We start from the raw sequence: 23,758 nt of genomic DNA, 5'->3' as shown, positions 1-23,758 counted from the left end.
ATTATTAGGTTATTCTATTTATAGAAATATGTAAGTTGTCTTTTTCTTTTTATACCTTATTTTTATTTAGTTATTAATATTTAAAAGTTCTTTAAAAGATTTGCCATCTCTATTGCTGTTACTGCTGCATCATATCCTTTATTTCCTGCTTTAGTTCCAGCTCTTTCAATAGCTTGTTCAATTGTATCAGTTGTTAATACACCAAATATTACTGGCTTTTCAGTTTGTAATGAAACCGCTGCAATTCCTTTTGAAGCTTCTGAACATACATAATCAAAATGAGGAGTTGAGCCCTTTATAACTGCTCCTAAACATATTACTGCATCATACTTATCTGTATTCACCATCTTCTTTGCTACTAATGGAAGTTCAAATGCTCCTGGAACCCATGCTACTTCTATGTTTTCTTCATCTACTCCATGTCTGTTTAATGCATCTAAAGCCCCACCTAATAGTTTTGAAACAATAAATTCATTAAATCTTCCTACAACTATTCCTATCTTTAGACCTTCTGCTACTAAATTACCTTCTATAATTTTCATTTATATATCCCCCTAATATTTTATTATTTATTTTTCTTTTATTAAACTAACATGTGATGTAATTTTTCTTTTTTCGTCTTTAAATAAAATTCATTGTTTTCATTATGATTTATCTGAATAGGTACTCTATTCTCAACTTCTATACCATACTCTAATAGCTCATTTATCTTTCTTGGATTATTCGTCATAAGATTTACCTTTTTAACACCTAAATCTTTTAAAATTGCAGCTACTACTTCATAACTTCTCATATCTGCTGGGAATCCAAGCATAATGTTAGCTTCTACTGTATCATATCCTTGATCCTGAAGAGCATATGCTTTTAGTTTATTTATAAGACCTATACCTCTTCCTTCTTGTCTCATATAAATTAATATTCCTGTACCTTCTTTAGCAATTTTCCTCATTGCTAGGTCATATTGTTCTCCACAATCACATCTTCTAGAACCTAGTGCATCTCCTGTTAAACACTCTGAATGAACTCTAGTTAATATTGGTATATCTTCATTTATTTCTCCTTTAACTAAGGCAATATGATGTTCTCCATTTAATTTATCTATAAATCCAAACATTTTAAAATCACCATATTTGGTAGGCATTTTTATTTCAGCAGCTCTTTCAATTAATACTTTCTTTTTCTCTTGTTTTGTTCTATATTCAACTAAATCTGCTATAGTTATAATCTTTAAGTTATGATTTTTAGCAAACTCCATAAGTTCTGGTGTTCTTGCCATAGTTCCATCTTCATTCATAATTTCACATATAACTCCCGCTGGATTTAACCCTGCAAGTTTAGATAAATCTACAGCAGCTTCAGTGTGACCAATTCTCTCTAATACTCCTCCATCCTTAGCTATTAATGGAAATACATGTCCTGGTCTCCTAAAATCTTCTGGTTTACTATTTTCTAAAACCTTTTTAATTGTTAAAGCTCTATCGAAAGCTGATATTCCAGTCGTTGTATCAATATGATCAATAGATACCGTAAAAGCAGTTTCATGATTATCAGTGTTATTAGTAACCATTGGATTAATATTTAATTTCTTCATTCTTTTTTCCTCTATTGGCATACATATAAGCCCTCTACCATATTTAGCCATAAAATTTATAGACTCCCCAGTAACCATATCTGCTGCCATTAGTAAATCCCCTTCATTTTCTCTAGCAGGATCATCTATTACAATTATCATCTTTCCTTCTTTTATATCTTCTATAGCTTCTTGAATTGTATTAAACTCAAACATTTTATCTCCCCCTACAATTTATAGAAATCCATTTTCTCTAAGAAACATTTCATCTATTGAATCTTTTTTTAATTCTCTATTTCCATTTCCTAAACCTAAAAATTTTTCAACATATTTACCTACAACATCACACTCAAGATTTACTGTTTCACCAGTTTTTTTATTTAATAAAGTAGTCTCTTGTCCTGTATGAGGTATTATAGATACTTTAAATAATTTATTATCAACATAAGCAACTGTCAGACTAATTCCATCTATTGCAATAGAGCCTTTCATCACAATATACTTTAAAATATCTGGTGATACCTTTATGCTTATCCATGTTGCATTATCCTCTTTGACTGAACTAATTATTTCTCCTACTCCATCTATGTGACCACTTACTATATGACCACCTAGTCTAGATTCTAATTTTAAAGCCCTTTCTAAGTTAACTTTGCTCCCTATTGAAAGCTGCCCCATATTACTTTTTCTAAGAGTTTCAGCCATAACATCAGCTTCAAATGCATCTTCATCTATGTTAGTTACTGTAAGACAAACCCCATTCACACATATACTATCTCCTAATATTGTTTTATCTAAAACTTTACTAGCTTTTATTGATATTACTGAAGATTTCTCGCCTTTTCTAATTCGTTGAATTGTTCCTACCTCTTCAATAATTCCTGTAAACATTCTATTTCTCCCCTCCCTTCAGATAAGCTTCTATTAGTAAATCTGTACCAACAGATTTAACTGTCATATTGTTTAACATTATTGCATCACTTAATTTCTCTATTCCTTTTCCACCTATAGAAGTCTTAGATTTTTCTCCTCCTATAATTTTAGGTGCAATATAAACTTGAATTTTATCTACTATATTTTCTTCTAATGCAGAAAAACTTAATGTTGCCCCTCCCTCTAATAAAATTCCATCAATATCCCTTTTGCCTAGTTCTATCATCAAACTTTGTAGATCTACTCTTTCATTTTTAGAATTAATTATTAGCACTTTTACACCTAATTTTTCTAACACTAATATCTTATCTTTATCAGCAACTTCTGTTGTTGCAACTATTGTCTGTGCTAAATTATCTACAACAACATTTGACCCAAGAGGAATTCTAAGCTTACTATCTACAATTATTCTTACTGGATTTTTACCACCTTCCAGCCTACAAGTTAATTCAGGATTATCTTTAATAACTGTATTAACCCCAACCATAATAGCTGATAATTTATTTCTTAATTTATGAACCTCTTGCCTTGACTTATCACTTGTAATCCACTTAGATTCTCCTGATTCTGTAGCTATTTTTCCATCTAAAGTCATAGCTGTTTTTAAAACTACAAAAGGTCTTTTACAAAGGATATATTTCATAAATACTTCATTAAGTTTTTTGCATTCTTCCTCTAAAACACCTGTTATAACCTCTATTCCAGCTTCTTTAAGTGCTTTGATCCCTCTTCCCTCAACCAAAGGGTTTGGATCTAATGTTCCAACAACAACCTTAGATATCTTATTTGCAATTATTTTATCCACACACGGTGGTGTTTTTCCATAATGAGAACATGGCTCTAAAGTCACATAAATAGTTGCACCTTCAGGATTATCACTTAAATTTTCAAATGCATTTACTTCAGCATGATTACCTCCATAATATTTATGATACCCTTGACCTATTACTCTCTCATCTTTAACAATAACTGCACCAACCATTGGGTTAGGATTAACTTTTCCAGCACCTTTTTTTGCTATTTCTATTGCTAATCTCATATACTCTTGATTCAATATAACCATCTCGCAATCATAAAAATTTGAATTTAATAAATCTTAATTTTAAATAAAATAAAGCCCCGAGCTAAAACTCAGGGCTTACACTTTTCATAATATTTCAAATTAATCTATTACCTTCATAATTTAATTTATGATATAGCAATAAATGTAATTATATAAATTATATAAAAAATCTAAAAAGCTCTGAAATATATAATATTTCAGAGCTTAACAAACAAACTAGTACATGTATACTTAGATTTCTATAATTTTATCTTCTTCCATCCAGACTTTACTGTCGGCCTCGGAATCTCACCGAGTCAGCCATAAGGCTCGCGGGCTTTACCGCCGGTAGGGAATTTCACCCTGCCCTGAAGATTTATTAAATTTTATACCTTAATTCTATTCACTTAATAATTACTTGTCAACATATTTTGTTAATAATTACCATATTTATATATTTACATATAAAAAAATATTGATTAAATAGCCAGTACCTTTTTCGTGAGTTTAAGTAGTTAGAACGAATATTATCTAACTTAATTGAGTCTTAATATTTTCAATTCTTTGTTGTAAATAATCCATAATAGAAACAACATCTCCAGATAAATTCATACCTCCACCCTTATTAGGCATTTCCATTCCATCCGGCATAGTAGGTGCTTCACCATTAGCATTATCTGGTGGTGTTCCAGGATTCTCCCCATCAGGCATGGCAGGTGCTTCGCCATTAGCGTTATCAGGTGGTGTTCCAGGATTTTCTCCATTAGGTATAGCAGGTGGTTCACCGTTAGTATTATCTGGTGGTGTTCCAGGATTTTCTCCATTATCACCGTTATCAGGTTTATTACCATTCATATTATTTTTAACAGTAGATAAATCAGTATCACTAGCAACTATATTTTCTTCAAACTGTTCAATAGTATAAAATGCTGTTGGGTCATTTTCAACATAAGGTTTAATTAAAGTAGCAAGATCATTAACTTGAGTTTCAAAATCATCAAAATAATTTACAAGCTCTTTTAAATAACCATAATATTTTTCTTTATATTCATCAACACTTAGAAGTTTCTCAATTAAAGGTCTTTTTGAAGAGTCTACATTATATAGAGGTTCATCAATTGATACAGTTACACTTGCACCGTTATCTTCTGAAAATCCACCAAATGACATATTAAAATCCCAAGGAATATACTTGAAAACTCCATCTTCTTCTAATAAAAAGTAGTTGTGAGCTTTAGAACCATTATAGCTATCATAATTACCAACTACTGTATTTACGGCAATAGATTTAAGGAAAGTATCAACATCAAATACAGATTCTATATCATCTTTGTTTCCATCTTCAATAGAATTTATAGCTGAAACTAATTTCTTAAGACCAGCCATACTATCATCTTCACCGCTTTTAAGTTCAAAACCTGATAACGAAGCTTCATCAACTAATGTTGAATTCTCTCCATCAGCTTTATAAAGTTTGACATCAGTAGAATCACTATCAGCTATTCTCTCAACAAAGCTATCATCAACGGCCTCTACAGCTAAATAAAATCCAAATAGTTCTCCGTTGACATATATATTAGCATAAGAAGTTTCTGGAACATCTACTCCAAGCTCTTCTAAGGCTTTGTAAGATAAATATTCTCTCATATAAGAAGGGTCTTGAAAATTATTATTTAATACAAGTTCATTAAGCCCATTTAAATTTTGTCCATCAACATACTTATCAAATTTTACTCGAAAACTATATCTGTCAGAATCACTAGATGCAACTGATTGTAATGAGCTAAATCCCTTAGTACGAATACCTATGTTTTCTATTTTCGTATCACCTATAGTGATATTTGCTGAGTAATATTCCTCATCAATAGCATTTTCCTTCATATCATTCCAATCATCTTCTGAAATTTCAATTTTAATATCCATTACTTCATCTTCTTTAAATAATCCATTATAAGCCATTTCAGTAGCATTGGTCGAATTAGTACTGTTATTTATACTTTTACTATATCCTGTTAATAAGCTAGTACTCATAGCTAAAATCATTGCACTAGCAATTAGTTTTTTTCTAAAAAACATAGTAATATTTCTCCTTACATAATATTATTTTTATTTGTTAGGTAAATTTTAACAGTTTAATCTTAAGATAAACTTAAATTGTAAAATACATAAGAAGTAATTTGCCGTATTTACTAATAATAAAGTCTATATATTAAAATTTTGGTTCGCTTTTAAACAAAGAAAAAAGCGCCTCCTCCAACCAAAGTAATCGCTAATTTCTTAATGTAATCTTTAAATTTATCTGATATACACAAAACAAAATAAATGTTATATGAACTAATAGTTTATAATTAGACTTTATATTCCAAAATAAATTATATAATTATTATATTCTTTCGCTTGATTAAATAAGTAAGTCAATGAATCATATTCAAATTTACTTATATAATTCTTAATATATTAAGATCAACATACTTATATATATTTAATTTATTAAAGTCCCTTGATGAAATATCATTTTCCATTCTTTATCACAATATTTCCACACAGAGCTTCTAAGTGAATAATTTACGATAAATTTATATTTATCATATATGATGTAATAGAATATAAATAAAAATAACCCAATCATATATCTAATATAATTGGGGTATTTCACAATTTATAATAATTTCTAATTAGTTTATAATATGATTATGTTATAGTTGTTTATATATAGTTTATTGCCAATAGATTAAGTTTATTTTAAATCTCAGAATCTTGAGCTTTAATAACATAGTCATTGCATTTTATTTGTATATTAAGGAGGTTTCTTTATGCCAGATACTAAAAGCTTACCTGAATGCCCTGTTGAAACAACATTAAAGTTAATAGGAGATAAATGGAAAGTATTAATTATTAGAGATTTGCTTACTGGTACAAAACGTTTTAATGAGCTAATGAAATCTTTAAATGGAATAAGTCAAAAAGTTTTAACTAGCAATTTACGTTCAATGGAAAGTGATGGTCTTGTAAATAGAACGGTATATCCAGAAGTTCCACCAAGAGTAGAATACACTCTTACTGAAACAGGACATAGTCTTAGACCTGTTCTTGATTCCATGCTTTCATGGGGAGAAGAATATAAAAATAATTATAAAAAAACGACCTAAATATATTTAGGTCACAGATTGTAGACAAAATAGCCATTTTTAATTTATATAAAATGGCTATTTTCTTTTTTATGAAGTTTTTTAATGATAAAATACTAAAAATAGGCGTAAGCCTTAATTTATTAGAGCTATCTTTCCACAGCCAATTGGCCATTTTTTTCAAGTTCATGCATGAGAAAATAAGGCTTATCTCCATATTAATTTTCGACAAACCTCTCAATTTTGTATATCTCATACCATGTTTCTCTTTTGCATCTGCAAAAACTCGTTCAATTGTTTCTTTACGCTTACTATAAACTTTTTTTACATAGGACTTATGTCTAAGATGATTTGCTTCTTCTAAATAATTTTGCCAGATATGTCTTGTAACTAGTTTTTGTTTGTTTTTGCTATTAGTACAAGTATTTAAGTATTCACAAGATTTACAATCATTTGGATTAGATTTATACTCTCTGTAACCATCTCTATTAGTAGTTAAATATTTTAAAACTTTATTATTAGGACAAATATAGCAGTCATAATGCTCATCATATACATATTCATATTTCTTAAAAAATCCTTTTTTAGTCATAGGTCTTTTATATGGAATAGCAGGAATTATACCATCATCTAAAATAGTTTTACAAATATAAGGAGTTATATATCCAGCATCTATAGCTATCGCTGTTGTATGTTGTTTACTATTATTTCTTACTTTCTTATATAAATCTGAAAAAGCTACGCTATCATGTATATTTCCAGGTGTAATATGGAAATCTAATATAAAATTATTGTTATCACAAGCTGTATGTGCTAAATATGCGAAGCATTTCTCTTTTTCATTTTTGAAGAACATACCACTATCTTTATCTGTATTACTCTCTATTTTTTCTTTTTTTTTACTTCTTCATCTTTTACTTCAGATAGTGGACTTTTTCCGTGTTTTATTCTATCTTCGTTTATTTCTTTTTCTAGTTTTTCCTGATAATGCTTAGCTTGAACATCTACCTGTACTTTAGTATATTTCTTTTTATTAGCGCTAGCTTTTATATGTGTAGAATCTATATAGATATTAGAAGAATCTACAAATCCACATTTTGTAGCTCTCGCTAGAATTTCTTTAAATATTGATTCAAATAAATCTGTATTTTTAAATCTTCTTTCGTAGTTTTTATTGAAAGTTGAGAAATGAGGAATTTTTTCAGTTAATGAATAACCTAAAAACCATCTATATGCTACATTTACTTCTATTTCTCTAATAGTTTGCCTCATTGAAGGTATGCCAAATAAATATTGAATTAAAACTATTTTTATTAAAACAACTGGATCTATACTTGGAGCTCCTAACGGAGAGTATAAATCTTTTACTTTATCATAAATAAAACTAAAATCTATTGCATTTTCTATTTTTCTCACTAAATGATTTTCAGGAACTAATCCATCTAATATAACATTTATTTCATCTTCTCTAAAATTTTCTTTTCTTACAGTTAACATATTTATCACCTCATAAAGAGTATTGACAAAAATAAAAGAACGTAGACTTTGTCTACGTTCTGAGATTAGCATTTTTAAATGCTAATCTTTTTTATTTTTATTATTTTAATGCTTATTAATAAGCAAATTGACGGTAGTAACGACGTATATCTAATGAATGTCCTGTATTATCTTCAAAGTGAAATGCTAAACGGTCTACTAAAAGTGTTGAAATTATAGTTGGAGCTAATATCCAACGGAACTTATCATCTATACCTTCTAATTCATAATCTTTACTATCTATTACAGTGAATTTATTAGTGTACTTTTCAACAAATCTTTCAACTCTATCATCTATCGGTCTACACTTACCTTCCCCTTTAACTAAGAATACACAAACATCATCTTCAACTAATTCTAAAGTTCCATGGAAGAATTCTGCAGAAGTTACAGACTTAGTTCTTAACCATTGCATTTCTTCTAATAAACACATAGCGAATAAGTATGTTTCACCCCAAGTTTCTCCTCCTCCTATCCACATCATGTATGGCTCTTTATAGTAATTCTTAGCTATTTGTGCTGCTACTGGGTCAAATTTAGCTTTAGCTTTTAATAAATTTTCAGGTAATTTTTCAAGTTGGTCTGCAAATTCACTATATTCTTCAAAATCACCATTATTATTTAACATTCTGAAGAATAACCAGTATAATAGCATGTACTCATATTCAACTCCATTTTCATGTCTCATTGGTATTAAGTATTCACTAGACTGTGCTAATGGAGATTCTGGATTTTTTGTTAAACAAACTACTGTTATACCTTGTTCTTTACACCACTGTGCTATTTCAACAGTTTCTTTAGTGTCTCCTGATTTAGACATTGTAACTACAACTGAATCTTTACCTAAGCTCTTATGTCCTCTTAATAATAATTCTGCTGCTTGCTCTATAAATACAGGTAGTGTAGTTATTTGTTTTGCCATCTCTCCTATTGCCATCATTGGTGCTAAACTTCCACCAACAGCTGTAAAGAAAATATTTTTATAACCCCTCTTACTTAATTCATCTGCTGCTCTTTCAGCATCAACTCTTGCTTCACATATTAACTTCATACTATTTCTATATTCATCTTCCTTAAATTTTAACATTTAAACTCTCCCCCTCTATAATATTGTTATATTTTACTTTTTAATTTATCATCAAAGTCTTCAAATATTTTTTTATTTAAATTATTTCCTTTATCTTCTGCAAGAAAATAAGATAATATTTGAATTGGTATTGCAAATAGCAATGGACTTATTAATTCATCAATATCTACTCCAAGTGGTAAATCTCTATTATTATCGCTATAATTTTTATATGTAATTTTATAAGTATAATCAGTATACTCACTTAAATATAGTCTTAGTTTTGATTGTCTATATTCTAGTTCATTTTTAGTTTCTATAAATATAATATGATCTTTATTTGATAATGATAAGTAAGGTCCATGCATATATTCTTCAAGTTCATGTCCACTCATAGGTATTCTAACTGTTTCAGTTATTTTGGTATCTGCTTCTCTTGCAACTCCGTATCCAGGACCATACCCTATACATACCATTTTCTGTGAATCAATTAATTCATTTTTCTTATCCTCATACCAATGTAAAGATTTTTTAATAATATTCTCAATATTATTTATAGCCTCTTCAAATTTACATAACTCTTCATTGTATTTTAATTCAGTAATAATATTATTTTCATATGCTAATTCTAATCCCATAAGCATGAATGTTAAAACTGTAGCACTAAAACCTTTTGTTACATATCCAACGTTTTCTTTACCGCATCCAATATCAATAACAGCATTGCAAAGTTCACAAACTTCACTATTTAAGTTTGCAGTTAAAGAAACAACATTCGCATTAGTATTATTAACTTTTTTTAATGCCTCAATAGTTGAAAAACTATGTCCACCCTGAGTAACACCTATATATAATGCATTTTCATTTATACTTGTGCTGTAGTTACTAAATACAAAAGGCATCTTCATCTCAATATTAATTTTTAATATTTTTTCTACGTAATATTTTGCGCATTCAACTGCATTTGCTGATGAGCCGGTAGCTAAAACTACCCACTCATCATACTTTTTATTTTTTGTTAATTTTATAAACTCATTTAAATTTTTTTTTCTGTTTTTTAATACACTTTTATTAGTTTCATATTCCTCATTTATATAAGTAAACATTGTTTCTGTCATAGTTATCCCCCTATGCTAATACTCCAAAGAATGCACCTAAGATTCCTATTAATGCTATTATTACTAGTATCGTACTTGTTTTAAATCCTTTACCTAATAGCGTATATATAAATCCTGTAAATCCAAGTGATAAGATTCCAGGAACAATTCCATTAAGTATATCTGCAACTGGCATAGCACTATCTCCACTACCTATACTAAGTGGTATATTTACTGCTACCATCTCTGCTGTCATACCTCCAATTACCATTAAGCCTAGTATAGCTGCCCCATATGTTAATGATTCCATTAATCCTGATTTTTGTATTTTATCTAATACTCCTGCACCTAACTTATATCCCCAGAACATAAATAAATATCTAACTAGTATATGAGGTACATTAAATACAAGTAAAAATAATATTGGACCTAATATGTTTCCTTGTAATGCTAAAGATGTACCTATACCTGTTGCAATTACTCTAAGAGTTCCCCAAAAGAATGAATCTCCTATACCTGCTAATGGTCCCATAAGACCTACTTTTACATTATTTATTGATGAAGTATCAAAACCATCTGATTTTGCATTACTTTCTTCCATTGCTGTTGATATACCTAGCATTAAAGTTGATATATGTGGAGTTGTATTGAAGAATTCTAAATGTCTCTTTAGTGCATCAGATTTATCTTTAGTAGTTTTATATAATTTGTTAATTATTGGTATCATTGCATATGTATAAGACATATTTGATTGTCTTTCATAGTTCCAAGACCATTCCATCGTAAATGATCTCCAAAATACTTTCATTAAATCCTTCTTAGTTATATTTTTATCACCTTGAGCATTTAAAATTTTATTTTCTTTAGAAGTCGTCGTCATCATCATTACCTCCTACTATAGCAACTTGAGCTGGCTTATTTAAATTTACTAAAATAACTGCTAATATTACTCCAAAGATTGAAATTCCTGTTATAGGTATGTTTAGATATACTGATAATGCAAATCCTAAGAAATAAAATACTGCAACTTTTTTATTTATAATCATTTTAACTAATAATGCAAATCCTAATGCTGGCAATAATCCTGTAGATATTGCTAGACCATTTTGTATAAAACTAGGTATAACATTTAATATTTTTTCAATAGATGAAGATCCTAATAAGTACGATAAAAATACTATTAATCCTATAGGTAGGTTAACTGAAAAGAATCCCCCTAATAAATGCATTCTTTCTACTCCAGAACAATCTCCCTTTTCTGCATATTTATCTGCTTTATGTACAAATAGTGGTAGTATAAATATCATACAAGCATTTTTTATTACTAGTGCTAATGCGGCTATTGGAACTCCTAATGCTAATGCAACTTCTGGACCTTGTCCAGTTGTAATAGCAAATGCAGTACCTAGTATTGCGCCTGAAATAATTTCTGGTGGTATTGCTGCTCCTATTGAAAATGCTCCTATAAATGCAAGCTCTAAAGTTGCCCCTAATACTAGTCCTGATTGTAAATCGCCTAATACAAGACCAGTTAAAACACCTGTAATAATAGGTCTTGATAGTAAAGATGTTCCCAATAAGTATTCTGCATTGGCAAACATAGCTACCAATCCAAGTAATATAGCCGTTAACATAATCTAACTCCCCTTTAAATTATTATTTTAATACATTCTGTGCTAATATTTTTTGATCATTTGGTATTTGTCTAATTTCAACTATAATTCCTGAGTTAATTAACTCTTTTAATGTTTCTTCTTCCTCTGGAGTAACATTTATTGCTTTAGAGATATTTCTTGTACCTTCCCTAGATTTAATCCCTCCAAGGTTAATTTCTGTAAATTTATTAGTACCTTTAGCAAGCCTATTTGCATCTTCTATTGATTCTACAACAACAAATAATTTATATTTATCAGTAACTCCGCTATTTATAGCATCTATAGAATCTTGTATATTTTTCATAACAACCTTTACACCTTGTGGTTTTGCTAATTTTATCGTTGTTTTACGAAGTTCATCTTGCATAAGTGAGTCATTTGCAACTAATATACAATCTACTCCTAAAAACTGTGTCCATGAAAATGCTACTTGTCCATGTAGTAATCTATGGTCTACTCTTAATAACTTAATCATATTTTACCTCCCTAGTTTATTGAAATATAATTTTTTAAAATGCATCATCTTCTAAAGCTAACAATGTTACAGCTTCATTACAGTATTTAATAGTTTCTTTTGACATATTTAAAGCATTCTTTATTTTTTCTGTTATGTTTTTATCATCTTGAATAAGTATTAACTCCATTAATAAAGGCAAGTTAAGTCCACATATTAGATGAAAGTTATCTCTTTCTATATAATTCATAAACTCATTATTAATGCTACCACCAAATATATCAGTAACAACTATTAATTCATCTTCATTTGATAAATTATCAAATATATTAGATACTTCTTTCTTTAAATCAAAGTCTTCTTCTTTATAAGCACATAATGTATCTATATTTTTTTGTTCTCCCATGATTATCTTTAAAGAGCTATACACTCCATATGCTAAGTCCCCATGAGAAGCAAGTAATATCTTTACCATATCTATTCCTCCTTCCTATTATTTTCTTAACTTTATATAAAGCAAAAAGCGTGCCAACTTAGTGGCACGCTCAATAGTTTTTTATTAAAATTCATTTAAAGCTTCTGTTTTAGCGGTTATAATATCATATACATAACCAATCTCTTCTATGTTGATTTTGACATTATATGTTTCCTCAATCCCACTAAAGGCTTTTTTTATATTTTTTATCATATTTTCTTGACACTGTATAAAAGTGTCAAGATTATTATAATTTTCTATAGGAACTTTACGAATAAGTCTTTCAACAAGGCAACTTATATGTATATATAAAGTTACTTTTTTATCATTAGGTATTCTTTTACCTATAAGAATTTCTAACTCATTTAAGCATTTTTCAACATTTTCTAAAATTTTATTACTATCTAATATAGTAACTGAACTAACAATAGTTTCTAAAGATAAGTTACGTACTAAATTGTTATTTATAGTAATAATAGTATTTTCATCTGCTACAAGATTAAATATCTTTTTCATCTGTTCTTCACCACGACCTGAAATCAAATCATCTAATGATATATAATTTATATCACTCACTTCAGGGTCTAGTGTACTTATTATAGCTAGTACATCATACATTTGGAACAATGTATCTTTTACACCATCATTTTTAAGTCTTGCATAATCACAAGCTACAATGTTTATTCCTAATTCCTTAGGAATACTTTTTTCTAGTAATTTTTGTATCTGTTTAGATGTACCTATACCTGTAATACATGAAGTTATTATAGCTTTTTCTTTAACTTTTTCTGGATATATTATCTTATATTCAGTTTCATTATACTCTTTAACTTTCTCAATAACTTCCTCTATATATAAATCTTTATTTAATAAACTTCCGATGTACAATGCTATTTGTGTTGAAACATTATTGATTATAGCTATAGGATAATTAATATAATCTTTTATTTGATTATGAATATCTTTTAAAGATCCCATATCAACTAGAATTATAAGACCTTTAGTAATATCAGTTCTATTTATATATTCAATTAGCCTTTCTCCAATTTCTTTCACAGAAATATCTATCGGCATATCAAAAGCTTCAAATAGATTACTTTCTAAAATTCTATTAGCCACACTACTTATACTACTTGCAGTAGAATATCCATGTGCTAATATTACTGATTTTATAGTTTTCTTATCTTGAAAAACTTTTAAACTTTTAAAGTAAAAAGAAATGAAAATTTCATCTTCCTTTTGTAAATTAACATCCATTTTACTATCCATTAAACTTGATAACTTAGAAACTAATTTAAATTCTTCTTTATTATTATCTAGTGCATATTTATAAATTTTATCAATTAATTTTTCTTCATCTTTGTTAAATTTAATATTCTCATATCCTTTTGAATAAATAAAATATGCCATAGTATATACACAGTTTGCATTTAGCCTTATATTATAATTATTTTCTATATATTTAAATACATCTTGTAACGATGAAATAATAAATTGCAGCATTATATTTTCATTAATTTTAGACTTATCAAATATTATTTTATCTATAAAAGAATTAATTTCTAAAAATATATTTTTTTCAAATTGTTCTTTATCATTATTATCTTTATACTTTCTATATAAGGTAAAAATATTTCTATATAAATCTTTAATTTCATTATTTGAATTAATATTTGAAAAAAATAATTCATTATAATTAGAATTAGGTGATATTAATATATCACCTTTCTTTTTTATTTTAGATTCACCTATAATAGATGCATCTCTTAAAAATGTTTCTGGTAAATCCTTTAACTTTATTGTTATCTTATCTGATGTAATATTTTTAGAATAAGAGTATGCACATATATATTTAATAGTATTTTTTAGTTCACCAACATTACCTTTATAACTATATGATGCTAATATATCTAATGCTCTTTGAGATATAATTATATCTTTATTTAATGTTTTTGATTCATTTATTAAAAATGTATACACAAACTGCATTTTTTCTAAAATATCTCTATCATTTAATCCAGGTATATTAATTGTTATAGGTACTCTTCTTAAAAAAGTTTCTAAGAAATTTTCAGAAAGAGATTCTGTTGTTGCAAAAACTAAACGTACATTTGATTTATGCCATCCATCAGTTTCACCCATCCGTCTTACTAAACCTTTATCCATAAAAGTAAATAATTTTTCTTGACCTTCACTATTTAATCTATGTACTTCATCTAAAAATAATATTCCCCCGTTTGCAGCTTCAATCATACCTGCTTTACTTTTATCAGCTCCTGTAAATGCTCCTTTTACATAACCAAATAAGTTACTCGATAATAATTCTGGATTATTATAATATTGAGCACAATTAAATATTATAAACGGTGCATCTTTTTTTATTACACCTTGTTCTATACTATATTGATAAATAAGATCTGCAATAAAACTTTTTCCTACCCCAGTTGGTCCACTTAACATAATCGGTAAACCATTTTCAGTTGGATAAAGTACTGATGTTTTTATTTTGTCTATTGATTCACTTAAACTACCATTATATCCAATCAATTCTTTAAAAATATCATCTTTATTCTCATCTTCACTATATTCATTAAATAATTCTTCAATACTAGAAAACGTATTCTTGGATATTTTAAAAAATCTTCTTTCAAAGCTATCTTTGTGAAAAAAATATACTGGTCTTGTATTTATTTTTATAACTTTTCCTTCATCAATCATTTGGTTTATATAATGACTAATAGTATTTCTTTTTACACCAAATATATCTGATATATATTGAGCAGTATATTCCTCATTATTCTTATCTTTAATATAGTTTTCAGTTTTATCATTTAAATACTTTAATATATTTACTTTTAACATTGATGTACCCCTTTATAATAATAAAATTCTATTCCTATCCCCTAATAATATTTATCTGTATTTAATAATTTGGTATTATTTATTATTAATAATATTATACTTTATATTTTTTTGTATATTAATAATTTTTTATTATAACTTGTAGAAAAAATATATTAGATAGACATTGATATATTAAACAATAATATAATTATTTAATATATCAATGTCTATCTAATATATTTACTAGAATAAAAATCTATATCACTTGCCTTATAAGACTTCGTTAATATATCTTCTTCATCTATTATAACTTTCTTTTCCTTCTTCTTACTTCTTTCAAGTTTATGTTCTTCATTCATCTTTATAATCATCATTAAATACTCTTTAGGTATATTATAAAATCTTGATATATCACTATAATTCAATTTAATATTTAAAAGCTTATCAATAATATCAAAGTCAATAACTTCACTACTATATACTTTAAAGTATTTATTATAAACACTAAAAAGATTATACCTCTTTATATTTAACTCTTTAGATATATCATTAAAATTAAATCCTTTATTAAGCATATCTCTAACACTTATAGAAATATCTATTTCCTTTTCATATTTTATATTGTTCTTTAAGTCTATATTTCTTAAAATTGCTATTACAGCACTTTCCTTACATCTATATATTTTACTTATTTCTTTAGTCGTAAGCCCTAAGTTTATCATATCCTTTATATTTGCTTTATTAATTTTACTTCCATGTCTCAGTGTATTATTTTGGTTTATTGTTATTACTTCTTGTTTTGTAATACCTAAATTTTTTGCTATCTCATCATATTTTTTTCCATCATTTATCATATTTATAATATCTTTAGCAAACCTATTTTCTCTTATCTTTTTATATCTTATGGTTATTGTACCTTCTGGTCTTTTTAGCTTTTTTATTACCAGTGGTCTACCTACACTTCCTCTTTTCGTTCTATATTTCATAAAATACCCCTTGATATTTTTAATATTTATTTTAAATTTTACAATTTATATAATTTTACCCTAATATTTAATATCAAATCAGTATTATATATCATTTTATTTATCTATAAAAATACCCCGTCGACTTTACCGACAGGGTACATTATTTATATTAACTTATTTTATATTACATATTCAAATACTGCTATATAGTGGCATAAACTTCCTAAAAGAATAAAAATATGAAATATCTCATGAAATCCTAAATTTTTAAATCTTAATGCCTTAGGTTTAAGTCCATATATAATAGCTCCTATAGTATATAATATCCCACCTGCTAATCATAACCACCCGTAAAACGGGTGGTTTGCTCTACGCCTATAAGGCTTTGTTTCTGGCTGTGCTACTCGCACACTGAACAGTTTGCCAACCGCATGCTATTACTGGCTGCACCTAAAGGTGCTTATTTTTTTGCTTTTTTTACCGGCTCACCCGTAAACGGGTCAATATATTCTTTTAAACTCATTTGTTCATGAATTATATCTTCTTGAATTTGATTTTTTATATACTCTTCAATTACTTTTTTATTTCTTCCAACTGTATCAACATAATATCCTTTACACCAAAACTGCCTATTGCCATATTTGTATTTTAAATTGGCATGTCTATCAAATATCATTAATGAACTTTTACCTTTCAAATACCCCATAAATTGAGCTACACTAAGTTTTGGTGGTATACTTACCAGCATGTGTATATGATCTTTACATGCATTTGCTTCAATTATTTCAACACCTTTATGATCACAAAGTTTTCTTAATATTACTCCAATATCTGCTTTTATTTTTCCATAAATAATTTGCCTTCTATACTTTGGTGCAAAAACTATATGATATTTACAATTCCATTTACTATGTGCTAAACTATTATTGTCCATAACAGGACACACCTCCTTAAATTTTATAGTATTGGTCGGCAAACCTACTATAATTTTATGGAGGTTTTTTATTTTTACTCATAGCTAAAAGCTTTTTAGAACCACAGGTATAACCTGTGGTATTCCTAATACAATAAAAGAACGTAGACTTTGTCTACGTTCTGCGACCTAAATATATTTAGGTCATTTTTATATAGTATAGCTTACTTCTCTTTCAATAAGTTTATTTACAAAATCATTTTGGGGATTATTTAATATCTCTCTAGGTGTGTCAAGTTGTTGAATCTTGCCTTTGTCCATAACTAAAACTCTACTCCCAAGTTTTAATGCTTCTCTAATATCATGTGTAATAAAAATAATAGTAACATTAGCTTCTTTTTGTATTCTTATAATTTCATCTTGTAAACTAGAACGAGTAATTTCATCTACTGCTCCAAATGGTTCATCCATAAGTAATATATCAGGAGATGCAGCAAGTGCTCTAGCTATACCTACCCTTTGCTGTTGACCACCACTTAATTCATTTGGATATCTTTTTAATAATTCTTCATCTAATCTAACAATTTTCATCCATTTCTTTACTGCATCTTTAGTTTTAATTTTATCTCTTTTATTCAAAAGATTAGGTACATATGATATATTCTCTTCTATATTCATATGTGGAAATAATACACTTCCTTGAATCGCATAACCTATATTTCTTCTTAGTTCTATAATATCTACATCTTTAGTACACTTTCCATGAACAAATATCTCTCCTTCATCAGGAACGATTAGTCCATTAACCATCTTTAATAATGTAGTTTTTCCACACCCTGAACTTCCTACTACAGTTAAAAATTCACCTTGTTCTATTGCTAAATTAAAATTTTCTAAGATTACTTTATCTCCATATACTTTTTTTACATTCTTAAATTCAATTGCACTTATCATTAATACTCATCCCCTTTACTTTAAAAGACCTATTTTTACTAAGTAATCATGTGCAACAGCTTCTGCATCCTTACCTTCTGTTTCCACCATATAATTTAATTTGGCCATTTCACTATCATTTAATATTCCTTCCATTTCATTGAATACATCTTCTAATTGTGGGTATTTATTAAGAATTTCATCTCGTACAACCATAGCTCCCATTGCTGTAGAGAAAAATTCCTTATCATCTTTTAATACAACAACATCTGATGCTGATAACTGACCATCTGTTGTAAATATATCCATAACATCTACTTTACCTTCATTAATTGCTTTGTACTTTAATCCTATATCTAAGTCCATAGTTTTTTTGAATTTAAAATTATATTTTTCAGAAAGTGCATTGTATCCATCAGGTCGTTCAAAGAAATCATATTCTCCACCAAAAACTAATTCATCTGATACCTTTGCTAAATCTGAGTATGTTTTTAAATTATATTTATCTGCAATTTCTTTTCTTACAGCTAATCCATAAGAATCATTAAAGCCTAATATACCAGTCCATGTAAAATTAAATTGTTCACTATACTCTTTTACTAAATCATCATACATTTCTTCATTATAAAAACCATCATGTTTTAATACCATATTCCAACCTGTTGAAGTATATTCCGGATACATATCAAACTCACCGCTTACCATTCCTGGGTGAATATTAGAAGTACCTCCTCCAACGCCTTGTGTTACTTCTACCTTAATATCTGTTTTTTCCTCTATCATTTCTTTAATCATAGAACCAATAATATATTGCTCTGTCATTGGCTTTGTTGCTAAGTGTATAACTTGGTTATCATCTTTATTTTTATAAAATGTTAAAGCACCTATAATTAAAGATATACATACAATAGCTGATACAAAAATCTTGAAATCTTTTTTCAAATTATATTTTCTACTTAAAATTCTTTTTTCTATAATCCCTAGTATTAAATCAATAACAATAGCTAAAATTGCTATTAATAAACTTCCTATTATTGTCATTGATGTATTATTAGTAGTTATACCACGATATATAGCAATACCTAAGCCACCTGCACCAATAAATGATGCTATACCAGCGAGTGCAATTGTCATTGTTATCATATTTCTAATACCTGCCATAATTACTGGCATTGCTAGAGGTAGCTTTATTTTATATATAATTTGAAATCTGGTACTTCCCATTCCTTTAGCTGCTTCAATTATTGCATCATCAATATTTTCAATACCTGTAAATGTATTTCTTACCATTGGTAATAGTGCATAAATAGTTAATGCTATAATAGCTGTATTATCTCCTATACCTGAAAAGGGTATTAAAAAACCTAATAAAGATATTGATGGTATAGTGTATACAAAGTTTATAATAGCTAATACATACTTAGAACTTTTATTAAATTCGCTAATAATTATTCCAATAACTAAACCAATGATGCAAGCTATCATCACTGCAATAAATGATATTTGTAAATGTTGATATAATAAATTTATAAAAAATGAGCTTTTTTCTTGAAATAAATTTAGAACTTCATTTAACACATTTATTCACCTACCTTAGTGATTGCTTTTACTGGACATCCTTCATAACATAGTCCACAGTGTAAACAATTATTTTCATTGATTATATATGGTTCATTCTTACTAATACATTGCTGAGGACAATTTCTTCTGCATTTATCACAACCTACACAATTATCAGTTATATAAAATCCTTTTTGACTTATCTTTTTGCCTTTTAAAGAAAATGCTTTTCTATAAATAGGACTTTGACTTAAATTAAAGTATTCAATTTCTCCTTTGTCTATATAAAAAACATCTAATATATATCTACTGTCATTTGGATAAACATCATTCATAACTGGATTTTCTTCAAATACACGATCTAACCATTTTTTCTGTTCTCTAACTAAATTTACTTCTCCCATCAAACGAATGGACTCATAATTTTTAGTTAATCCTGTAATTGCAACTTTTTTTGATTCTAATAATTCTCTATGAAAGTTTTTACCTCTTGATGTTACAAAATATAAAGTTTCATTTTCTACAATCATTACATCAATAATTCTTACTTGAGGATTCCCATTTTTATCAACCGTTGCAAAAGCAACATCTTTAATTTCTCTTAAAAGCTTTAAACACTCCTTAGCATTCATAATATATCCCTCTCTTTCTATATTTAAAATTTAAATCAAATTGAATACTTTGTTAAGTAGGCACATTAATGTGGTATGGTTACCTACAGGTAACTATTTAATAATATTTAATAACTTTAGAATATATATCTTTTTTACAATAATAAAAACGATGAGTTACAGAAATTTAATTCTATAATCCATCGTTTTTATTATTTATTATTGATAAAACTAGTTTTAATCAGCTTGATAAATTTTCTAATTGGACATTTTGTCCAATTAGGATTTTCTAGTTTTGATTTTTATATGCTCTAACTCCATATTTTTTAGATAAACGATTTTATCTTACTTCGTGATAAAAGTATCATAAAAATAACCATATCTTAGTATTTTCAAGAATTCGAATTATAAGATATGGTTATTTATTTAATGTTATATAAATTGTTCATAATATATAACTTTTTCGTACTCCTTATTCAAATAAAAAAATTCACTTTTAAAGTGACTTTTTTCTAGATTGATGAAATAAGCTCAATCCAATAATATTTTACTATTATATCTTCGTTTTTGTATTTAATAATCTGTTTATTCTATGCAATACGGAAGCACCTACTTCTAAGTTACTATATATTATTTAAATTCTAAAGTTTCAACTATTGTACAAGGGTTACTTGTCTTGGTAACTATTGTTTTCCCTCTTAAGTCACTTTCTATTTCTTCAAGCTCAAATGCAATTCTACCTTTTGAAATTGCATCAGCTCCATAACCTAATATCTTATATACTTCTAGTATTTGCCCTCTATAAACTGATATTACAGTATCTTGACCATATAGTCTACTTGGGTTTATTCTCCAAGCTCTTCTAGTTCTTTCTTTTAAACCTTCTTTAGTTGTTGGAACTTCATTTACCTTTATTAATACCAAATTCCCTATACCTCCCTATATATTTTTGACTTACTTTATACTTACTATAGTATACTTTTAACTTACTTTTGTCATTAATATAAAGTTATTTATATATTATTTTTTATATTCTATAGAGGTTTATAATTCGATTTAGTTGCCAGTGCTCCAACTATAACTATTATTTAAGATGGTGTTTATTATATATTCTAAAGGATTGATTGCTTTTAAGTTATGATACCTTTGTAAATTTAAACATAAAAAAAGACACTCAATGTGTCTTTTTCACGAACATATATATATTATAATATAGTTACGTTTTCTGCTTGAGGACCTCTAGCACCTTTAACTATATTAAAGCTTACTTGTTGACCTTCTTCTAATGATTTAAACCCATCAGTTTGTATTGCTGAAAAATGTACGAATACATCATCTCCACCTTCTACTGATATGAAACCAAATCCTTTTTCATTGTTAAACCATTTTACTATTCCGTTATTCATTAAAAATTTCTCCTGTGAACCTATCTCTAGGTCTCTTTTAAATTATTTGTGTATCGCTACAAATATTATTATAGCACAGATAAAAAATAATAGATAGTGTTTTTTTACATTTTTTTATTTTTATTTATTTTTATTCGGTTTTATATTTGTTAATTTGTTTTTATAGTATTGTAATATATTATATTTTTAATCTATTGTCTAAAGAGGTAAATCCTTTCTTTTAAATATATACATACCTATTGCATAAAGAACAATACCAAGAGATCCAAGTGCTATAAATTGAATCATATAGTCTCCTCCACTTATTATGGCTTCTGTATCAAATAAAGTGTTTATAGTAAAGTATTTTACAAACTCCAAATCAGCACTAACTTGTGTCATCATATCAAATAAGAAGAATGCTACTGGTATTCCTGCACCAAATGCCATGTAGTTTTTAGATAAATTAAAGATACAAGAAAACATAAATGAAACACCACTTGTTGCAAACATTAATAAGAATAGACCAACATTCAGCATAATATAATCTTTTACATTAAAATCCATTCCTTCATCTGCTGCTATTTCACTTGTTGCAATTTGATTATCTATAATAGAAATAAACATTTCCTTAGGAATTCCTGATTCTTTTACTGCTGCATCTAATGCTTTTTCATTTGATTTTATTTGCCCCATATCTGATGCAAGTTCACTTTCATCTACATCTAATACTTTGGAAGCTTCAGAAATTCCCTTAAATATTTTATCTTGTATTTCACTAGACTGACTTAATTTTTGTGCAACGATTTGGTCAATATATGCACCATATTCTTCTTTGCTTATATCCATTACTTTTGCTCCTGCCTCAAGAGCTTCTTTATTTTCTTTTATTATTGAAGGATCTTCACTAATTTTCTCTTCATCTATATCCATTATTTCAGAAGCTTTTTTATATGAGTTTTGCGTAACTTTAAGATTCAAATAAGCCCTATATACATCTTCATCAATACTTCTAGCTTTCGCACCTTCTTTTAAAGCTTCTTCATTATTTAGTATAAGGTTAAGGTCATTGTTTACATCTTCTTCATCCATATTTAAAACCTTACTAGCAACCTCTACATCTTCAGTATAGCTTACTCCCCAAACTCCACCATGGAAAGCTTGAATAGTAAATAAACCTACTACTGTACTTATTAATATCATCATAAATAATGATGTAATAAAATATATAGCCTGTGTAATTACAACTTCTATTCTTTTTATTGGTGTTGATAATATATAGGCCATAGAACCTCTATCTACTTGCGAAACAATAAGGTTATTTGCAACTATTATAATATATATTAATGGTAAAATAACTCCATGAATTGAATAAAATGTTTGAGCTAACATACCTAGAAAACTAGTATCAGCTAATAAACTTGATAAAGGTGTATCTTTAACCATATTAGTAATACTATTTATTGTTGATGGTTCAAATACAGCAATCATTACTCCATTCATAACACTTAATACCAATGTTATTATAAGCCATATTTTGAAATTTGATTTAAATGTATGTTTGAATATTGTTTTGTTAAACATTGTA

22 protein-coding genes, 1 pseudogene and 1 riboswitch are annotated in these 23,758 nt (G+C 27.6%); of the genes and pseudogenes, 1 reads left to right on the top strand and 22 read right to left on the bottom strand.

Annotation, left to right across the window (positions count from 1 at the left end):
- Window positions 1–80: 80 nt before the first annotated feature.
- The 5 genes from ribH to HF520_RS00855 form a co-directional block, all read right to left on the bottom strand.
- Window positions 81–542 (bottom strand): 6,7-dimethyl-8-ribityllumazine synthase, encoded by a 462-nt coding sequence (ribH, locus tag HF520_RS00875; protein ID WP_168572233.1) that lies wholly within the window; start codon window positions 540–542, stop codon window positions 81–83.
- Window positions 543–583: 41 nt separating this feature from the next.
- Window positions 584–1,786, bottom strand: coding sequence for a bifunctional 3,4-dihydroxy-2-butanone-4-phosphate synthase/GTP cyclohydrolase II (locus tag HF520_RS00870; RefSeq protein ID WP_168572232.1), 1,203 nt, complete (start codon window positions 1,784–1,786; stop codon window positions 584–586).
- An 18-nt stretch (window positions 1,787–1,804) separates the two neighbouring features.
- Entirely contained in the window at window positions 1,805–2,461 is a 657-nt protein-coding gene (locus HF520_RS00865) for a riboflavin synthase (protein WP_168572231.1), read from the bottom strand.
- A 1-nt stretch (window position 2,462) separates the two neighbouring features.
- Entirely contained in the window at window positions 2,463–3,566 is a 1,104-nt protein-coding gene (gene ribD / locus HF520_RS00860; protein ID WP_334296641.1) for a bifunctional diaminohydroxyphosphoribosylaminopyrimidine deaminase/5-amino-6-(5-phosphoribosylamino)uracil reductase RibD, read from the bottom strand.
- A 245-nt stretch (window positions 3,567–3,811) separates the two neighbouring features.
- Window positions 3,812–3,925, bottom strand: a riboswitch (FMN riboswitch).
- Between the two features lie 151 nt (window positions 3,926–4,076).
- Window positions 4,077–5,621, bottom strand: coding sequence for a CotH kinase family protein (locus HF520_RS00855; protein ID WP_168572229.1), 1,545 nt, complete (start codon window positions 5,619–5,621; stop codon window positions 4,077–4,079).
- Window positions 5,622–6,358: 737 nt separating this feature from the next.
- Between HF520_RS00855 and HF520_RS00850 the strand changes: the two genes are divergently transcribed.
- Window positions 6,359–6,694, top strand: coding sequence for a winged helix-turn-helix transcriptional regulator (locus HF520_RS00850; protein ID WP_168572228.1), 336 nt, complete (start codon window positions 6,359–6,361; stop codon window positions 6,692–6,694).
- Between the two features lie 133 nt (window positions 6,695–6,827).
- Here the strand turns inward: HF520_RS00850 and HF520_RS00845 are convergent.
- The 17 genes and pseudogenes from HF520_RS00845 to HF520_RS15130 form a co-directional block, all read right to left on the bottom strand.
- Window positions 6,828–8,170: pseudogene (locus HF520_RS00845) on the bottom strand (IS1182 family transposase); the annotation flags it as partial.
- A gap of 115 nt (window positions 8,171–8,285) precedes the next feature.
- Entirely contained in the window at window positions 8,286–9,296 is a 1,011-nt protein-coding gene (locus tag HF520_RS00840) for an SIS domain-containing protein (RefSeq protein WP_168572227.1), read from the bottom strand.
- A 26-nt stretch (window positions 9,297–9,322) separates the two neighbouring features.
- Window positions 9,323–10,393, bottom strand: a complete 1,071-nt coding sequence (locus HF520_RS00835) for an SIS domain-containing protein (protein ID WP_168572226.1) — start codon at window positions 10,391–10,393, stop codon at window positions 9,323–9,325.
- Window positions 10,394–10,403: 10 nt separating this feature from the next.
- Complete coding sequence (locus HF520_RS00830; protein ID WP_168572225.1) at window positions 10,404–11,255, bottom strand: PTS system mannose/fructose/sorbose family transporter subunit IID; 852 nt, start codon at window positions 11,253–11,255, stop codon at window positions 10,404–10,406.
- Window positions 11,236–12,006 carry a PTS mannose/fructose/sorbose/N-acetylgalactosamine transporter subunit IIC gene (locus HF520_RS00825; protein WP_168572224.1) on the bottom strand — a complete coding sequence of 257 codons (771 nt, stop codon included), beginning with the start codon at window positions 12,004–12,006 and terminating at the stop codon, window positions 11,236–11,238. The genes HF520_RS00830 and HF520_RS00825 overlap by 20 nt, the downstream gene beginning before the upstream one ends.
- A 22-nt stretch (window positions 12,007–12,028) precedes the next feature.
- On the bottom strand, window positions 12,029–12,502 hold the full coding sequence (locus HF520_RS00820; RefSeq protein ID WP_168572223.1) for a PTS sugar transporter subunit IIB: 474 nt from the start codon (window positions 12,500–12,502) through the stop codon (window positions 12,029–12,031).
- A gap of 34 nt (window positions 12,503–12,536) precedes the next feature.
- On the bottom strand, window positions 12,537–12,956 hold the full coding sequence (locus tag HF520_RS00815; protein WP_168572222.1) for a PTS sugar transporter subunit IIA: 420 nt from the start codon (window positions 12,954–12,956) through the stop codon (window positions 12,537–12,539).
- 84 nt (window positions 12,957–13,040) lie between these two features.
- Window positions 13,041–15,818, bottom strand: coding sequence for a sigma 54-interacting transcriptional regulator (locus HF520_RS00810; RefSeq protein ID WP_168572221.1), 2,778 nt, complete (start codon window positions 15,816–15,818; stop codon window positions 13,041–13,043).
- A 209-nt stretch (window positions 15,819–16,027) separates the two neighbouring features.
- Window positions 16,028–16,786, bottom strand: coding sequence for a hypothetical protein (locus HF520_RS00805; RefSeq protein WP_168572220.1), 759 nt, complete (start codon window positions 16,784–16,786; stop codon window positions 16,028–16,030).
- A 161-nt stretch (window positions 16,787–16,947) separates the two neighbouring features.
- Window positions 16,948–17,070 (bottom strand): hemolysin III family protein, encoded by a 123-nt coding sequence (locus HF520_RS15445; protein ID WP_334296646.1) that lies wholly within the window; start codon window positions 17,068–17,070, stop codon window positions 16,948–16,950.
- A gap of 158 nt (window positions 17,071–17,228) precedes the next feature.
- Window positions 17,229–17,702, bottom strand: coding sequence for an IS200/IS605 family transposase (gene tnpA, locus HF520_RS00795; protein ID WP_168572219.1), 474 nt, complete (start codon window positions 17,700–17,702; stop codon window positions 17,229–17,231).
- Window positions 17,703–17,891: 189 nt separating this feature from the next.
- The gene (locus HF520_RS00790; RefSeq protein ID WP_168572218.1) at window positions 17,892–18,635 is read right to left on the bottom strand and encodes an ATP-binding cassette domain-containing protein; all 744 of its coding nucleotides are present in this window, start codon (window positions 18,633–18,635) and stop codon (window positions 17,892–17,894) included.
- A gap of 15 nt (window positions 18,636–18,650) precedes the next feature.
- A complete protein-coding gene (locus HF520_RS00785; protein WP_168572217.1) occupies window positions 18,651–20,192 on the bottom strand; it encodes an ABC transporter permease/substrate-binding protein in 1,542 nt (513 codons plus the stop codon).
- 2 nt (window positions 20,193–20,194) lie between these two features.
- A complete protein-coding gene (locus HF520_RS00780; protein ID WP_168572216.1) occupies window positions 20,195–20,806 on the bottom strand; it encodes a pyridoxamine 5'-phosphate oxidase family protein in 612 nt (203 codons plus the stop codon).
- A 609-nt stretch (window positions 20,807–21,415) separates the two neighbouring features.
- Window positions 21,416–21,709: a hypothetical protein gene (locus HF520_RS00775; RefSeq protein WP_168572215.1), complete on the bottom strand. Its 294-nt coding sequence runs from the start codon at window positions 21,707–21,709 to the stop codon at window positions 21,416–21,418.
- 281 nt (window positions 21,710–21,990) lie between these two features.
- Complete coding sequence (locus HF520_RS00770) at window positions 21,991–22,191, bottom strand: cold-shock protein (protein ID WP_168572214.1); 201 nt, start codon at window positions 22,189–22,191, stop codon at window positions 21,991–21,993.
- 198 nt (window positions 22,192–22,389) lie between these two features.
- Window positions 22,390–23,754, bottom strand: coding sequence for an ABC transporter permease subunit (locus HF520_RS15130; RefSeq protein ID WP_207711018.1), 1,365 nt, complete (start codon window positions 23,752–23,754; stop codon window positions 22,390–22,392).
- Window positions 23,755–23,758 lie beyond the last annotated feature (4 nt).

Source organism: Romboutsia sp. CE17 (genome assembly GCF_012317385.1).
Taxonomy (GTDB): domain Bacteria; phylum Bacillota; class Clostridia; order Peptostreptococcales; family Peptostreptococcaceae; genus Romboutsia_E.
Note: the sequence above shows the minus strand (reverse complement) of the source record. Positions and strands in the feature narration are given on the sequence as shown.

Coding starts and splice junctions, on each gene's coding strand:
- HF520_RS00815 (WP_168572222.1), bottom strand. CDS start 12,956: ATGGTAAAGATATTACTTGCTTCTCATGGGGACTTAGCATATGGAGTG.
- ribD (WP_334296641.1), bottom strand. CDS start 3,566: ATGGTTATATTGAATCAAGAGTATATGAGATTAGCAATAGAAATAGCA.
- HF520_RS00790 (WP_168572218.1), bottom strand. CDS start 18,635: ATGATAAGTGCAATTGAATTTAAGAATGTAAAAAAAGTATATGGAGAT.
- HF520_RS00855 (WP_168572229.1), bottom strand. CDS start 5,621: ATGTTTTTTAGAAAAAAACTAATTGCTAGTGCAATGATTTTAGCTATG.
- HF520_RS15130 (WP_207711018.1), bottom strand. CDS start 23,754: ATGTTTAACAAAACAATATTCAAACATACATTTAAATCAAATTTCAAA.
- HF520_RS00870 (WP_168572232.1), bottom strand. CDS start 1,786: ATGTTTGAGTTTAATACAATTCAAGAAGCTATAGAAGATATAAAAGAA.
- HF520_RS00810 (WP_168572221.1), bottom strand. CDS start 15,818: ATGTTAAAAGTAAATATATTAAAGTATTTAAATGATAAAACTGAAAAC.
- HF520_RS00825 (WP_168572224.1), bottom strand. CDS start 12,006: ATGTTAACGGCTATATTACTTGGATTGGTAGCTATGTTTGCCAATGCA.
- HF520_RS00820 (WP_168572223.1), bottom strand. CDS start 12,502: ATGATTAAGTTATTAAGAGTAGACCATAGATTACTACATGGACAAGTA.
- HF520_RS00770 (WP_168572214.1), bottom strand. CDS start 22,191: ATGAATAACGGAATAGTAAAATGGTTTAACAATGAAAAAGGATTTGGT.
- HF520_RS00865 (WP_168572231.1), bottom strand. CDS start 2,461: ATGTTTACAGGAATTATTGAAGAGGTAGGAACAATTCAACGAATTAGA.
- HF520_RS00840 (WP_168572227.1), bottom strand. CDS start 9,296: ATGTTAAAATTTAAGGAAGATGAATATAGAAATAGTATGAAGTTAATA.
- HF520_RS00830 (WP_168572225.1), bottom strand. CDS start 11,255: ATGATGACGACGACTTCTAAAGAAAATAAAATTTTAAATGCTCAAGGT.
- HF520_RS00780 (WP_168572216.1), bottom strand. CDS start 20,806: ATGAATGCTAAGGAGTGTTTAAAGCTTTTAAGAGAAATTAAAGATGTT.
- HF520_RS00835 (WP_168572226.1), bottom strand. CDS start 10,393: ATGACAGAAACAATGTTTACTTATATAAATGAGGAATATGAAACTAAT.
- ribH (WP_168572233.1), bottom strand. CDS start 542: ATGAAAATTATAGAAGGTAATTTAGTAGCAGAAGGTCTAAAGATAGGA.
- tnpA (WP_168572219.1), bottom strand. CDS start 17,702: ATGGACAATAATAGTTTAGCACATAGTAAATGGAATTGTAAATATCAT.
- HF520_RS00850 (WP_168572228.1), top strand. CDS start 6,359: ATGCCAGATACTAAAAGCTTACCTGAATGCCCTGTTGAAACAACATTA.
- HF520_RS00805 (WP_168572220.1), bottom strand. CDS start 16,786: ATGAAATATAGAACGAAAAGAGGAAGTGTAGGTAGACCACTGGTAATA.